Origin of the sequence: Flavobacterium sp. LHD-85 (assembly GCF_030929595.1) — a bacterium.
Classification (GTDB): domain Bacteria; phylum Bacteroidota; class Bacteroidia; order Flavobacteriales; family Flavobacteriaceae; genus Flavobacterium.
This window is the reverse complement of the sequence record NZ_JAVFVR010000016.1, coordinates 115634-130818: the sequence shown is the minus strand read 5'-3', so window position 1 is coordinate 130818 and position 15185 is coordinate 115634. Positions and strand designations below refer to the sequence as shown.

The following is a 15185-nucleotide window of genomic DNA, read 5'->3' as shown; positions in this document are numbered from 1 at the left end:
TTTAAAAAAATGTTCCCTAATTTTTCAATCAGGGAACATTTTTAAACTAACTCAATAACAAACTAACTTTATAAAAATCCTATATCATCGTAATAAATAGTGTTTCCTGGCGTAAGTGATATTCCTGAATATTCTTTAATAAATATATTATTAAATGTAGCACCAACCTGATTCAGTTTCAGATCAGACATCGGAATTGAAATATTATTCCATTGTCCTGCAACCAATTGAACTGTTGTTCCCAAACTATCATCATTATTAGCATTGCTATGTATACTAATTAATATTTTCGTACTTTCAGTTGCATATACCGATATTTTAAGGAATTGATAATCGGCAGTATTCAAAGTTTCTTTAAACCCGATATAAAATCCAGACCATGCACCCGTTACTTTCTTAATAGAATGAGTACCACGGCTTACATTTTCAGTATTCATCATATCAAAACTACCTCCCCAATCCCATTGGTAGCTAATTTTTGATGTATCATCTGCATAAAGCAAATATTTAAGACCTATACTACTTGGAGCAGATACGCCAAAATCGGTCTCTACAACAATCAGTGCATACGAATCAAAATCGGCTGGAACGGTTACTTTTATTTCTGTTTTAGAAACCGCTGTAAATGTAGCTGCCGTAGATCCGAATTTTACACTTTTAACTTTTACAAAATTTTGTCCTGTAATTGTAATAACATCTCCTGGAGAAGCTAATACTTGCGACAATCCACTAATTACTGGTGCTGGTGGAGTTAATTCAATAACATTGCTTAAAACATTCACAAAACCATTTGTACCATAATAATCTAATCCCGGCGCTTCTTTGTCAGATCCATTAACTTTTAAAACACCATTGGTTACATTAATGCTAAGCAAATATAGATCTGCGTTTACAGCATTTGCCATTGTAGCATAATCACCTGTTTCTAAATAATCAGCTTCAACACCTTCAAGTTTGCCTACTCTTTTCTTGACACCTTTAATAACATGACTTAAAACCAGTTGTTTTAAATCTTCCACAGGAACAAGCGTTATATCTGGATATCCAAGATCATTTACATAACCATTGGCCACCAAATAAGCATCGAAAGCGGCATCGTTTGGAACAAAATACGTGTAATTATCAGCTGTATTTAATGTCGATTCTAAACCCGCTAATTTTATTGCTTTTGTAAACACAGTTAAACTACTATTTGCCTGAATTAAATCATATGCTGTATTGTAATTTTGCTGCGCTCCTCCAATATCTTCAATTTCGTTATCGCAGGAAGAAGCTGCAACAACCAAAAAGACACTTAGAGCAATATGTTTTATTTTATTATATATATTTTTCATAAATTCTCTTTTAGTTTTTTAATTATGGATTCTAATAGACAAACTCAACTTAATTGTTGAAATTTACTTTTCGAACCCTTCGCAATTATTTTAATACCAATCCAATATCATCAAGTAAGATTGTGTTTCCGCCAAAACCACCAAATTCCTGCCATCCAATTTTGCTTAATACAGCTGGATTACCTACATCACTAAAAGGAATTTCAATATATGTCCATGAATCAGATTTAAATTCTACTATCTTAATATTATTCTCTGGATCTCCATTTATAAAAAACTTTACTTTTCCTGCTTTTGCACCTTTAATAGAGAATCTAACAGCTTTGAATTTATCTGTATCTTTAAAATTCCAATCAGCCAGAGCAATAATATAAGCATCCCACTCACCTGATTTCCATTCAATACTTTTAGAACCTTGACTAAAATCTTTGGTGTAGGCCAAGTCAAAACTATTAGTCGCATCCCATTTTTCATCCCAGCCCCAAATATTAGTAGGCGCATCGTCATAAAGAGCACTACCCAATGCTTGATTAGCAACAGTAGTTCCTGAAACATTTGTTATAGATAAATATTTATATTTAAAATCATCTGGAACTTTTACTTTTATCTCCGTCAATGATGATTCTAAAGGCTCAACAGTCGTAGTTCCAAAATTCACAATAGGACGTAAAAAATATTCTCCCTTGATCGTAATGATATCTCCGGCATTAGGATTAATTGGAAATCCTTTAATACTTGGGCTTGGAGGTCTGATCGCTATTTTATAGTTCAGAGTTCCTAAACTAGTAACGATTTTCATTTCGTCCATTTCATTATAATATGGCGTTTTTTCGTCTACTAAAACAACGATGGCATTATCTGTTACGAATGTTGGATTAAAATAAGACTCCAATCCGTTAAATGAAATTGATTGTAATGTCGCAAAACCAGATCCTCTAATGATATAGTAATTTCCAGCATTAATAACATCTGTAGGAACATCAACTTTTCTATCTCCTTCAACCAAAGGATCGTCAACAACAGATCTGCTGATACCTGTTACTTCGAGTTTTCCTGATGAACCTGTAGAATCATCATTTGAACAAGAAGCGAAGAGGAAAATTGAAATCGAAGCCAAAAAATACAACTTCAACAACATTCTATTTTTTATATTTTTCATAGTGATTTACTTTTAAAAAAATTATTTGAAAGTGTAAGGAACTGGTGCCTCTTTCAATTTTGGATTTTTTCTAACTTCGATATCTGGTTTTGGGTAAATAAAATCTGTCGCAGTTGGCGTATAATGAATTACCCCTTGAGAATCAAAACCTCTATCTTGCTGAGAAATAATATTGATCGCTTCCTGACGTGGAAGTCTTCCTAAATCGAACCAAAATTCACCTTCAAAAGCAAATTCAACTCTTCTCTCGTGAAATAAAACTGCTTTTGTTAAAGGTACATTAGCATCTAAAGCATTAAATCCTGCTCTAACTCTTACTTTATTGAATGATTCTTTTGCAGCAGCATTATTGGTCTCATCAGCTCCCGCCATAATCGCCTCAGCATGTATCAATAAAAGATCAGCATAACGCATAATATAATTACAGTTACTCATTCCTCCCCATCCATCGGCTGGGCCGGTCTCGCTAGTAACTTGCCCAACAACATATTTCTTAACAGCTGCTCCTGTATTGGCCAATGCATCTGGATATTTCGTTTTATCCATAACAAAACCTACAGCACCATCTCCTTTTATATTAGGATAAGAATCTCCATAAACCATAAAAGATTCTTTTCTTCTCAAATCTCCAATTTCAAAAGCATCTTGAACGTCATTACTTGGCACATAAGTAGCACCGTATGAAGCATTATCATTCAAAATATCTAAACCATATTGAATATTAGAGAAATTTCCTCCTCCATAAGTATTTATAGCGCCAGACCATTGCCAAGAATAAATAGATTCTTCGTTGTTATTTTTACTTGTCAAAAACAAATCTGCAAAATTTGGCAGTAATCCAAACTCGCCTGAATTAATCACTTTTTCAGCCATTGTTTTAGAATCTGCATATTTCTTTTCATATAAATATACTTTGGCCAAAAATGCTTCAGCAGAACCTTGAGTTACAAAAATGTTGTCTCCGCTGGCAGATCTAGATCTAATTTTAGATTTTAGATTTGCTGCTGCAAATTTTAAATCGTTTTCAATAAAAGTATAAACATCTTCAACTCTATTTGTATTCACCATCGGATCTTTTGCCAAAGCCAAATTATCTTCAATAATAGGCACTGGTCCATACAAACGAACCAAATAGAAATAAGCGATCGATCTAAAAAAATGCGCTTCAGCAATCGTGTTTTTAATTACTGCTTTACTCACATCTGCAGTAGCATTTTTTTCAATATTATTAATTAAGTTATTGGCTTGCGCTATAATTGCAAAACAAGCTCTCCAAGGATCTAACAATATTGGACTATCGGAAGTCAATTTAAACTGAATCAGTTCTGGTCCATCGGCATAAGCCAAACAATTTCCTGATGACAATTCTGACAATGCGTAAAAGTTTTTAGTATAATAAGGAGCCCACATTGCACCATACATTCCGTAAGTAGTTCTTGCAACCTGCTCATCGGTATTATAAAACTGGTCGCTGCTGTAACTATCTTCAGATGGGCGATCCAAGAAATCTTCGCTGCAAGAAGTAGTTGCCAAACCTAGCGTTAAGAATAAAACTAAGGTCTTTATATTGATATATTTTTTCATAAGAGTAGTAATTAAAATTCTAAATTCATTCCAAAAGTGAAACTACGATTGGTTGGGTAACGCCCTGAATCGATTCCAGATAATAACGGATCTTGGTTATATGATCCAATTTCAGGATCATAGCCTGTATATTTGGTAAATGTGTAAAGATTTTGAATACCAAAATAAAATCTTAATTTACTAATGCTCGCTTTTGAGAGCACATCTGAAGGCATGTTATACCCTAAAGTAACTTGCTGAATTCTCAAGTATGACCCATCTTCTACATAACGATCAGAGATTGCAATGTTTGGATGTCCGTCTCCTCCATCAGGCCTTGGATATTTTGCATCGGTATTTTCTGGTGTCCAAAAATCTGCAGCTTCCGCCAATTGATTTTCGTACAAACGTTGGTTTTTAGTACCAGCACGTCTTGTTAGGTTCATTACCTTATTACCGTACGATCCTTGTAAAAAGACTCCTAAATCAATGTTTTTATATTTAAAAGTATTATTGAATCCGTAAGTAAATTTTGGCGCTGGATTACCAATGTACGTTAAGTCCTTATCATCAATCAAACCGTCTTTGTTTTGATCTACGTACTCAACATCTCCCAACTGGCTTTTTACTGCTTTGTTTCCAGTAAACGGAATTGGTGCATTTGCCAATTGTTCATTCGTTCTGATAATTCCCACTGCCTGATATCCGTAAAACTGGCCAACTGGCTGTCCAACCACAGTTTTAGTTACCGCTTTATTCGTATAATCATTAAGCATTACATCTTTTGTCAAATCAAAATTATCTTGAAGACTCAACAATTTATTTTTATTTGTAGAGAAAATTACTTTTGAATTCCAAGAAAAATCTTTTCCGAACTTCTCATTATAATCTAAAGTCATCTCAAAACCTTGATTTCTTAAACTTCCTAAATTTACACTTGGCGCTCCTAAACCTCCTTGATAAGCATCTGTACCAGTAACGTAGTATGGCAATGGCAACACAAATAAAAATCCTTCAGATTCTTTTTTGTATATATCAAATGTTGCTTGAAGTTTTGATTTGAAAAGTGTAAAATCTAAACCAAAGTTGGTTTGTTTAGAAGTTTCCCAAGTTAAATCTGGATTTGCAATATTATTTACCGTAAAGAAGTTACCCATAGCCGATTTTATTGCACGAACCGTACTCATGTAACCTCCACCGCCAATATTTTGGTTTCCAGTTTCTCCATATCCACCTCTAAACTTGATGTTATCAATGTATTCTCTAGTTCCTTCCATAAACTTTTCGTTCGAAAGTTTCCAATATCCAGAAACCGAAGGAAAGTAACCCCATTTTTGACCAGGTCCAAAATTAGAACTTCCATCCGCTCTCATGGTTGCCTGCAAACCATATCGGTTATCATAGTCATAATTAAAAGACCCGAAGAAAGAATACAAAGCAGAGCTTCCCTTATATTCTGAAGCAATAATTGAATCTGGATCTCCTAAACTAATAGAGTGAATATCATTACTCAACAACCCAGAAACTGATTGCGAATTACCGAACCAATGACTGTCATTTGCCTCTTGACCAGCCAAAACATTAAAATGATGATTCCCTACGTCAGCTTTATAAGTTAAAACGTTTTTAATGTTAAGTCCATACCAATTGTTTGCTCTCTCTGTCAGCATATTGGTTTCTCTAACCGCTGAACCCCATTTATAAGTAGGCTGAAAACCTTCGTAATTATCTATATTAGTAGATCCCCCAAAGTCAAAGCGATACTCCAATCCTTTTGCTATTCTAAAATTGGCATAAAAGTTTCCTATGAAGTTCTTCTTAATCAACTTATTGGTATTCATCAAAGCCGAAGCTACCGGATTGATCCAAACCCCGATTGATCCATCTGCTGGCGGACCAGAATAATTGCCATTAGTATCTTTTACCGCAACATCTGGCGTCGACAAAATAGAAGTACTGATAATACCATTGCTCGCACCATTGATTGTAATATCTTCATTGGTTACACCTGCTCCAACAGACACGCCAACAGTTAGCCAATCTTTTAGTTTGCTGTCAACATTTGTTTTAAAACTATATCTTTTAAAACCAGAACCAATAACAATACCTTCCTGATTCGTATAACCTCCAGAAATATAGTAGTTAGTACCATCTTTTGCACCAGAAAACGAAACCTGATAATTATTCATTATAGCCGTTTTATAAATCTCATCTTGCCAATTTGTTCCTTTACCCAGAACAGACGGAACAGCAAACTCATCTCTTGGCGCAACACCATAAACCGCCGCCAAAGCATTTTGCTGCGCAGCATATTGACTCAAAGTCATAGTATCTAGCAAACGAGTTACATTTTGAACAGAGAAATAAGAATCAAAAGTGATTTTTCCCGTTCCTTTCTTACCTCTTTTTGTAGTAATAATAACAACCCCATTTGACGCTCTAGAACCATAGATAGCAGTTGCAGAAGCATCTTTCAAAATATCCATTGTTTCGATATCGTTAGGATTTAAAAAAGCTATTGGACTCGAAGTTACGTTTCCTGTGTTTGATCCTAAATAACCTGTAACAATTGAACCTCCCGTAGCAGTATTGGCAGCATCACCAGAAATAGGAATACCATCTATAATATACAATGGCTCATTGGTTCCAGAGATAGAAGTAGTTCCACGAATTTTAACCGACACACTGCTTCCAGGCTGTCCAGAGTTGTTCGTAACTGTTACCCCAGCAGCACGTCCTTGCAACAATTGATCTACAGATACTTGTGGAGAGTCTGCAATATCCTTAGAAGTAACAGTAGAAATAGCGCCTGTCAAATCCTTTTTCTTCACACTTCTATATCCTACATTTACCAGTACTTCACGTAAATCTTCAGCGCTTAATTTCAAAACAACATTGATTGTTCCTCCATTTCTAACGTTGACTGTCTGTGCAACATATCCGATAAATGAAACAGAAATAGTTGAATTTGCGGGTGCTTCGATAGCATATTTCCCATCAAAATCTGTTGAAGCCGTCTTCTTTGTACCCGTAACCACGATATTGGCACCAGGAATAGACAATCCCTTCTCATCAGATACAGTTCCCGAAACCTTTACCTGAGCCGTAATAGAATTACTCACCAGTAATAAAAATAATATCAAAGGAACGGCTTTGTGGTCAGCCATCCAATGAATGAAGCTAGTCATTAGTTTTTTCATAATAATGTTTGGTTAGTTAAATTTGTTTATTGCATAATCCAAAAGTAAATGCCTGGTAAATTTTACTTTAAAATTATTTAACAAATCTATAACAGAGAGGATTATCAAATCAATAGTATTATATCATTTAATGATAATATTTTTACTGTAAGCGATTAAAAAAACATATATGAAAATAAAATCATATAAAAATTAAATTATTCGCAATAACCATCCTCCAAAAGAAGCTAACCTATGAATAAAAACCAATGAAATCTCGAAAAGCAAACGTTTTCGTTAAAAATAATATTTATTTGTGATAAAAAAGTATCACTATAAAATGCGCTTCAAACCCGAAAATTCTTCACGATATTGACTTGGCGTACAGTTTTTAGTTGCTTTAAAACTGCGATTGAAATTTGCAATATTATTGAACCCCGATTTGAAAGCAACCTCAGAAACACTCATATCTTTCTCTACCAGCCAACGTGCCGCGTAACCAATTCGAATGTCATTTATATAATTGACAAAAGTTTTCCCAGTACGCTTTTTAATAAATCGGTTAAAAGAAATAATAGACATGCTCGCCACGTTTGCCGCATCTTCTAAAGTAATTTTTTCTGCAAAATTTTTCTGCACATATTCATAAATAAGTTTCATTTTATCATAATCATCAAACGTATCATAATCTACTGTATAAGTCGAAAGCAGACGCTGATTTCTAGAATTGGCAAGATCATATAATAAAGACGTTATTTCAAGAAAATAATCCATTCCGTCAAGCTTAGAAAGCCTCACAAGCCTTGGCGTCAGCTCCTCGGCAGTTTTTTTAGAAAACAGAATTCCATGAATAGATCGATTAAACATATCCCTAATCGGATTCATAATTCGTCTTGACAGTAAAGACTCATGAAACAAATCATTATGAAACTGAATCGTTATTTCGTGTATTTTTTTACTTGTACATTTATTTAACTCCCAGCCATGATATAAATTCGGACCAATCAAAACCAACTCGACATTATCAATTTCTTCAATATTATCTCCAACAACCCGCTTAACTCCTTTTCCATTCAAAATAAAATTGATCTCAAATTCCGGATGATAATGAACCGGAAAATCAAAACTATCTTTTACGCGATCGAAAACCAAAAAGCTATCGCTCGCTGCAAGTGGCGCAATTTCTCTATAAAAATTTTTCGTAGTACCCATCTTAAAACTATTTTCAGGAAAGTAATGTGTTTATTTTTGACTGCAATAATATGATATATAATTGATAAAATAATATTAATTACACTATTATCATCCGTTTATCTTTGAAAAAATTAATTATCATTTCTTTAAAAAGAATATTAATAATAAACATTAATCATTTTTAATCGAATATCTTTTTATAGTTTTAATAATTTTAATGAGAAATCGCTAAAGAATTTTAGAGCAAAACAAACGATAGCTTTTCAAATCATAAACCATTGTATATTTATCGTTTAGCTCCATTAACAACCAATAATCCGACAATGAAAAAACATTTTATTATGCTTCTATCTGCTGTTTTCATAAGCGCTTCGTGCGAATCGCAAAAAAACAACAGTAATACAATTTTGTCACTTTCAGATAAAAAAGCCACTATAGAAACGCAATCACTTTATAAAAACCTAAATACATTATCGAAAAAAGGTTTTCTGTTTGGACATCAAGATGATTTGGCCTACGGTGTAAAATGGAAATACGAAAATGGACGCAGCGATGTAAAAGATGTAGCTGGAGATTATCCCGCTGTTTACGGATGGGATATTGCAGGTTTAGAAAATGACAAACCCAATAATATTGACGGTGTTCCTTTCAGTAAAATGAAACAATATATTATGGATGCCAATGCTAGAGGCGGAATTTCGACTATAAGCTGGCACTTTGATAATCCTGCAACAGGAAAAAATGCTTGGGATAATGTTCCTAATTCTTTAAAAACGATTTTGCCTGGAGCAGAAAATCATAAAAAATTCACTTCATGGCTAGATAAAGCGGCTATTTTCTTTTTGTCTTTGAAAGATAAAAACGGAAAAAACATTCCGATTCTTTTCAGACCTTTTCATGAGCTTACAGGTGGCTGGTTTTGGTGGGGAAAAGGAAATTGCACTCCAGAGGAATTTAAAACAGCTTGGAAATTCACCTTCGATTATCTTCAGAAAAAAGGCGTTCATAATCTTATATATGTATACAATACTGGCAGTTTTGGTAGTGAAGCCGATTTCTTAGCCAATTATCCTGGAGATAATTATGCCGATATTTTAAGTTTTGACACGTATCAAAATAATGATGATCCGAATGGTGAAAAATTTATCAGCGAAGTTCAGAAACAATTTAAAATTTTAAATGAGATTTGTCTTCAAAAAAACAAACCAATGGCATTGGCCGAAGCGGGCTACGAAGCTATTCCCGATCCAAAATGGTGGACAGGAACTTTACTAAAAGCAATTGGAGATTATAAAATCTCTTATGTTTTATTGTGGAGAAACCACGGCTGGCAGGAAAAAGAACAAAAAATGCATTATTATGCCCCATTTTCTGGACAAGTAAGCGAAAAAGATTTTGTTGATTTTTATAATCTCGATCAGACTATATTTGAAAAAGACATCCAAAAGAAATTAAAATAACCGCCCCGAAACAAATTACAACCTTAAAAAATAACCAATGCACGACAAAATTAGTTTAAAAGAAAAAATCGGTTACGGACTAGGAGATGCTGCTTCCTCTATGTTCTGGAAAATTTTCAGTATGTATTTATTGTTTTTCTACACCGATGTTTTCGGATTGGCGCCTGCAGTAGTAGGAACCATGTTTTTAATTACCCGAATCTGGGATTCTTGCTTTGACCCAATTGTTGGAATTCTAGCTGATAGAACCAAGAGCAAATGGGGAAAATTTAGACCATACTTACTTTGGGTAGCTATACCTTTTACCGTGATTGGAGTTTTAACTTTTTATACTCCAGATTTTGACGAAAAAGGAAAAATCATCTATGCTTATGTAACATATTCTTTAATGATGATGATTTATTCTTTGATCAATGTTCCGTATGCATCACTTTTGGGCGTAATGTCATCTGATAGAAAAGAAAGAAACACGCTTTCGTCTTATCGAATGGTTTTTGCTTTCGGAGGAAGTTTATTGGCACTTTGGCTAATTGAACCTTTGGTCAATTATTTTGGAGGAAATTTAAATTCTAAAAGCGGTTGGCTGGCAACAATTGCTGTTTTCGGATTCATTACAACTGTCTTTTTCTGGGCTTGTTTTGCTTTCACAAAAGAAAGAATCAAACCCATTGCAGATGAACAAAATAACTTAAAAGAAGATTTAAAAGATCTTTGGAAAAATAAACCTTGGTGGATTTTATTGGGAGCAGGAATTGGCGCTTTGGTATTCAATTCAATCCGTGATGGAGCTGCGGTTTACTACTTTAAATATTATGTAAGCAGTTCTGTAAATTTCGATTTTTCGCTTTTCGGAACCGATTTCCACATGACACCAACATCAATTTATCTGGTTCTTGGACAAGCAGCAAACATCATCGGAGTTATTATTGCAACGCCAATTGCCAATAAAATTGGTAAAAAGAAAACCTTTTTTGGCGCAATGGCTTTAGCCGCAATCTTAAGTCTTGTTTTCTATTTATTCGGGAAAGAAGATGTTTTCTTAATCATGAGTTTCCAAATTTTAATCAGTATTTGTGCGGGCTGTATTTTCCCATTAATCTGGTCAATGTATGCCGATAGTGCCGACTATTCTGAATGGAAACAAGGACGCAGAGCAACAGGATTGGTATTTTCAGCATCCTCAATGTCTCAAAAATTTGGCTGGACTATTGGCGGCGCCGGAGCAGGATGGCTATTAGGTTATTTTGGCTTTCAGGCCAATGTCGAGCAGACTGCAACAGCACAAAACGGAATTCAATTAATGTTAAGCATACTGCCAGCAATTGCGGCCGCAATATCAGTAGCTTTTATAGCATTTTACCCTTTATCAGAAGAAAAATTACAGATTATAGAACAAGATTTAAACGAAAAAAGAGATCAAAATCAATAAAAAATAAAGACATAGAAATCAATTATATGACAACAATAACATCTTCAGTCAATTTTCAAGAAAGAAAATCGGCATTAGAAAAAGAACATAAAACGCTGATTGAGCAAAAAAATGAACCTCAAGAAATTGCAGGAAACGGTATTTACGAACGTTACAAAAATCCTGTTGTTACCGCAGCTCATATTCCGTTAAACTGGCGTTTTGATTTTAACGAAAATACAAATCCGTTTTTGCAGGAAAGAATTGGCGTAAATGCTGCTTTCAACGCTGGAGCTATGAAATGGAACGGAAAATATCTACTTGCCGTTCGTGTAGAAGGAATTGACAGAAAATCGTTTTTTGCCATTGCCGAAAGTCCAAACGGAATCGATAATTTCAAGTTTTGGGATAAACCATGCGTGATTCCGCAAACGGAAGAGCCAGACACCAACGTATACGACATGCGTCTAATCAATCACGAAGACGGCTATGTTTATGGCATTTTCTGTACCGAGAGAAAAGATCCAAAAGCCCCAAAAGGAGATACAAGTTCGGCTGTAGCCAATGCCGGAATCGTTCGTTCTAAAGATTTAGTAAACTGGGAAAGGCTTCCTGATTTAATTTCGAATACTGGACAACAGCGAAATGTTGTTTTGCATCCTGAATTTGTAGACGGAAAATATGCTTTATATACGCGTCCGCAAGATGGTTTTATTGATGTTGGTTCAGGCGGCGGAATCGGTTTAGGTTATGTTGAAGACATGAAAAATCCAGTTGTAAAAGACGAAAAAATTATTTTCGGAAAACAATATCATACTATTTATGAATTGAAAAATGGTTTGGGGCCAGCACCAATTAAAACCTCTAAAGGCTGGCTACATCTTGCGCACGGAGTTCGTAATACGGCTGCAGGATTACGCTATACTTTATATATGTTCATGACCGATTTGAATGATATTTCTAAAGTTACGCACGTTCCCGCAGGACATTTTATGGGGCCAGAAGGAATCGAGAGAGTTGGTGATGTTTCTAATGTTTTATTTTCTAACGGATGGATTGAAGGCGAAAACGGAACAGTTTACATTTATTACGCTTCATCAGATACACGAATGCACGTGGCAGTTTCTACTGTAGAGAAATTAGTTGATTACGTAATAAACACTCCAGCAGATACTTTTATTTCGGCAGGTTCGGTTCAAACGATTATTAATCAAATTGAAAAAAATAACGCAATCTAAAATACCGTGTCATTACAACTAAAGCTTTTAAAATCGGAATTATCCGCAGAACTGGATTCTATTCTAAACTATTGGTCGCAACGAACTGTAGATGAGAAAAATGGCGGTTTTGTCGGACAAATCGATTTTAACGATCATCTTATTGCCAATGCAGAAAAAGGTTCGGTTTTAAATGCCCGAATTCTTTGGACGTTTTCTGCCAGCTACAAAACCACAAAAAACAAAAACCACAAAAAACTGGCAGAAAGGGCATTTGAGTTTCTTGCAGCTTACTTTTATGACACCCAATTTGGAGGTCTTTTTTGGAGTATTAATGAGGATAAAACTCCAAAAGACACCAAAAACCAGATTTATGCTTTAGCCTTTGCGATTTATGGATTGTCTGAATATTATTCGATTTCAAATGAAGAAAGAGCTTTAGAAATTGCGAAGAAACTATATTCAAAAATTGAGGAACATAGTTATGATCCTACTAACAAAGGATATTTTGAAGCTTTTACAAGAGATTGGCAACCCATTGAAGATTTGCGCTTAAGTGCAAAAGATGCCAACGAAAAGAAAACCATGAATACGCATCTTCATATTATTGAAGCTTATGCGAATTTATACAAGGTTTGGAAAGATGAAAAACTGCTTGCTACTATCATCGAATTACTAGAAACCATTGAAAAATATTTTATCAATACCCAAACGGGACATTTGCGCTTATTTTTCGATGAAAACTGGAAAGAAAAACCGGACGTTATTTCATACGGACATGATATTGAAGCGGCTTGGCTTTTACAGCAGTGTGCCGAAATTTCAGGAAATGAAACTTTAATTGCCAATTATAAAAAACATGCCATTCAAATTGCAGAAGTAACCAAAGAAGGTTTAGATACTGACGGCGGTTTATGGTACGAATTTGATCCTGAAAAAGATGAATTAATTGCAGAAAAACATTGGTGGCCACAAGCTGAAGCTTTAATTGGTTTTTACAACGCTTATCAATTAACTGAAAAAGAAGAATATCTAGATATCGTTTACAAAAACTGGAAATTCATAAAAAAACATATAATTGACCACAAAAACGGAGAATGGTTTTGGGGCGTTTATGACGATTATTACACAATGAAAAAAGATAAAGCCGGATTCTGGAAATGTCCTTATCATAATGGCCGTGCTTGTTTGGAGCTTATTAATCGAATTGAGAATTAAGGTTTCAAATAAAAATCAAAACGTCTTGAAGAACGTATAGCCCTAGCCCCGATAGAAGCGGAAATCCTTTTGTGTCTCGTTTCTTTAACGAGACACAAAAGATTGAAGCGGATAGCGGGATTAGCTCCTTAAAATATAAATTATGAAAAACAGATTTTTTAAAACCCTTTCATTTGCCTTGATTTTTTCTGCAATTGCTTGTCATGCGCAGGAAAAAATTACCGTAAAAGGAAATGAATTTTACAAAGGTGATAAACCGTATGCTTATATTGGAACCAATTATTGGTATGGAAGCATGTTGGCTTCTAAAAAAATAGGCGATCGTAAAAGACTTTTACGCGAGTTGGATTTAATGAAGAAAAACGGAATTGATAATTTACGTGTTTTAGTTGGCGCTGATGGCGGAAAATACGATTTTACAGTTCGTCCGGCATTGCAATATGAACAAGGAAAATATGACGAAGATTTATTGGACGGATTGGATTTCCTAATCAGCGAAATGAGCAAACGCGGTATGTATGCTGTTTTATATTTGACCAATAACTGGGAATGGTCGGGCGGAATGTCACAATATTTGGAATGGAATAGTAAAGGTCCAGTTCCGGTTCCGAATATTCCGCCAAATACTTGGCCTCAGTTTATGTCGTATACAGAACAGTTTCATAGCTGCGAACCTTGCATGGAAGCTTTAAACAATCATGTCAAGTTTATTATTGGCAGAACAAACGCTTATTCTAAAAAGAAGTACAACGAAGACAACACGATTATGTCATGGCAGGTCGGAAATGAACCTAGACTTTTTACTGTAGAAAATGAAGCAAAATTCACAAAATGGCTCAACAATATTGTGGATTTGATTGATAGTTTAGACAAAAATCATTTGGTTTCTACAGGTTCTGAAGGAAAAAACAGTTCCAACGACAGCATGGAAATCTTTGAAAGAACCCATCAAAATGCAAACATCGATTATTTGACGATGCATATCTGGCCAAAAAACTGGAACTGGTTTAAAGCTGATAATGCCGAAGCTACAATGCCTGCAACAATAGAAAATGCTGGAAAATATATTGATGATCATATTAAAGTTGCCAATAATCTGAAAAGACCTATTATCATTGAAGAATTTGGGCTTCCGAGAGAAAATGAAAACCTAAATGCTGGAGCATCTTCTGTTTACAGAGATAAATTTTACAGCTATATTTTTGGAAGAGTTGCAGAAAGCGTTAAAAACAATGGTCCGTTAAGAGCGGCCAATTTCTGGGGTTACGGTGGCGAAGGAAAAGCAATTCATCCAGACGGAAAATGGAATCCAGGAGATCCTTTAACAACAGATCCTCCGCAAGAACCTCAAGGTTTAAATTCTGTTTTTAATGGAGATAAATCGACTCTTGAAATTGTAAAAAAATACAATTTACAATTAAAGAAAAAGTAAACTTAATTTCCCACCATATAA

Annotated in this window: 10 protein-coding genes; 5 read left to right on the top strand and 5 right to left on the bottom strand. The window is 34.7% G+C overall.

Features of this window, described 5'->3' with window-relative positions:
* Window positions 1-68: 68 nt before the first annotated feature.
* The 5 genes from RB618_RS20645 to RB618_RS20625 form a co-directional block, all read right to left on the bottom strand.
* Window positions 69-1334 carry a fasciclin domain-containing protein gene (locus RB618_RS20645; RefSeq protein ID WP_308070520.1) on the bottom strand — a complete coding sequence of 422 codons (1266 nt, stop codon included), beginning with the start codon at window positions 1332-1334 and terminating at the stop codon, window positions 69-71.
* 85 nt (window positions 1335-1419) lie between these two features.
* The gene (locus RB618_RS20640; RefSeq protein WP_308070519.1) at window positions 1420-2493 is read right to left on the bottom strand and encodes a hypothetical protein; all 1074 of its coding nucleotides are present in this window, start codon (window positions 2491-2493) and stop codon (window positions 1420-1422) included.
* Between the two features lie 21 nt (window positions 2494-2514).
* Window positions 2515-4077 (bottom strand): RagB/SusD family nutrient uptake outer membrane protein, encoded by a 1563-nt coding sequence (locus RB618_RS20635; protein ID WP_308070518.1) that lies wholly within the window; start codon window positions 4075-4077, stop codon window positions 2515-2517.
* 11 nt (window positions 4078-4088) lie between these two features.
* Window positions 4089-7256: a TonB-dependent receptor gene (locus RB618_RS20630; protein WP_308070517.1), complete on the bottom strand. Its 3168-nt coding sequence runs from the start codon at window positions 7254-7256 to the stop codon at window positions 4089-4091.
* A gap of 312 nt (window positions 7257-7568) precedes the next feature.
* A complete protein-coding gene (locus RB618_RS20625; RefSeq protein WP_308070516.1) occupies window positions 7569-8447 on the bottom strand; it encodes an AraC family transcriptional regulator in 879 nt (292 codons plus the stop codon).
* 305 nt (window positions 8448-8752) lie between these two features.
* Here RB618_RS20625 and RB618_RS20620 point away from each other — a divergent pair, with 305 nt between their 5' ends.
* The 5 genes from RB618_RS20620 to RB618_RS20600 all read left to right on the top strand — a co-directional run bounded on the left by RB618_RS20620 (window position 8753) and on the right by RB618_RS20600 (window position 15164).
* On the top strand, window positions 8753-9889 hold the full coding sequence (locus RB618_RS20620) for a glycosyl hydrolase (protein ID WP_308070515.1): 1137 nt from the start codon (window positions 8753-8755) through the stop codon (window positions 9887-9889).
* A 37-nt stretch (window positions 9890-9926) separates the two neighbouring features.
* Entirely contained in the window at window positions 9927-11318 is a 1392-nt protein-coding gene (locus RB618_RS20615; protein WP_308070513.1) for an MFS transporter, read from the top strand.
* A 26-nt stretch (window positions 11319-11344) separates the two neighbouring features.
* Complete coding sequence (locus RB618_RS20610; RefSeq protein ID WP_308070512.1) at window positions 11345-12535, top strand: glycosidase; 1191 nt, start codon at window positions 11345-11347, stop codon at window positions 12533-12535.
* A 6-nt stretch (window positions 12536-12541) separates the two neighbouring features.
* Complete coding sequence (locus RB618_RS20605) at window positions 12542-13732, top strand: AGE family epimerase/isomerase (RefSeq protein ID WP_308070511.1); 1191 nt, start codon at window positions 12542-12544, stop codon at window positions 13730-13732.
* A 142-nt stretch (window positions 13733-13874) separates the two neighbouring features.
* Window positions 13875-15164: a cellulase family glycosylhydrolase gene (locus RB618_RS20600; protein ID WP_308070508.1), complete on the top strand. Its 1290-nt coding sequence runs from the start codon at window positions 13875-13877 to the stop codon at window positions 15162-15164.
* The last annotated feature ends 21 nt before the right edge of the window (window positions 15165-15185 follow it).

Excerpts from the sequence above, each read along its gene's own strand:
- RB618_RS20645 (WP_308070520.1), bottom strand. The coding sequence starts at position 1,334 with ATGAAAAATATATATAATAAAATAAAACATATTGCTCTAAGTGTCTTT.
- RB618_RS20635 (WP_308070518.1), bottom strand. The coding sequence starts at position 4,077 with ATGAAAAAATATATCAATATAAAGACCTTAGTTTTATTCTTAACGCTA.
- RB618_RS20610 (WP_308070512.1), top strand. The coding sequence starts at position 11,345 with ATGACAACAATAACATCTTCAGTCAATTTTCAAGAAAGAAAATCGGCA.
- RB618_RS20640 (WP_308070519.1), bottom strand. The coding sequence starts at position 2,493 with ATGAAAAATATAAAAAATAGAATGTTGTTGAAGTTGTATTTTTTGGCT.
- RB618_RS20615 (WP_308070513.1), top strand. The coding sequence starts at position 9,927 with ATGCACGACAAAATTAGTTTAAAAGAAAAAATCGGTTACGGACTAGGA.
- RB618_RS20620 (WP_308070515.1), top strand. The coding sequence starts at position 8,753 with ATGAAAAAACATTTTATTATGCTTCTATCTGCTGTTTTCATAAGCGCT.
- RB618_RS20630 (WP_308070517.1), bottom strand. The coding sequence starts at position 7,256 with ATGAAAAAACTAATGACTAGCTTCATTCATTGGATGGCTGACCACAAA.
- RB618_RS20625 (WP_308070516.1), bottom strand. The coding sequence starts at position 8,447 with ATGGGTACTACGAAAAATTTTTATAGAGAAATTGCGCCACTTGCAGCG.
- RB618_RS20600 (WP_308070508.1), top strand. The coding sequence starts at position 13,875 with ATGAAAAACAGATTTTTTAAAACCCTTTCATTTGCCTTGATTTTTTCT.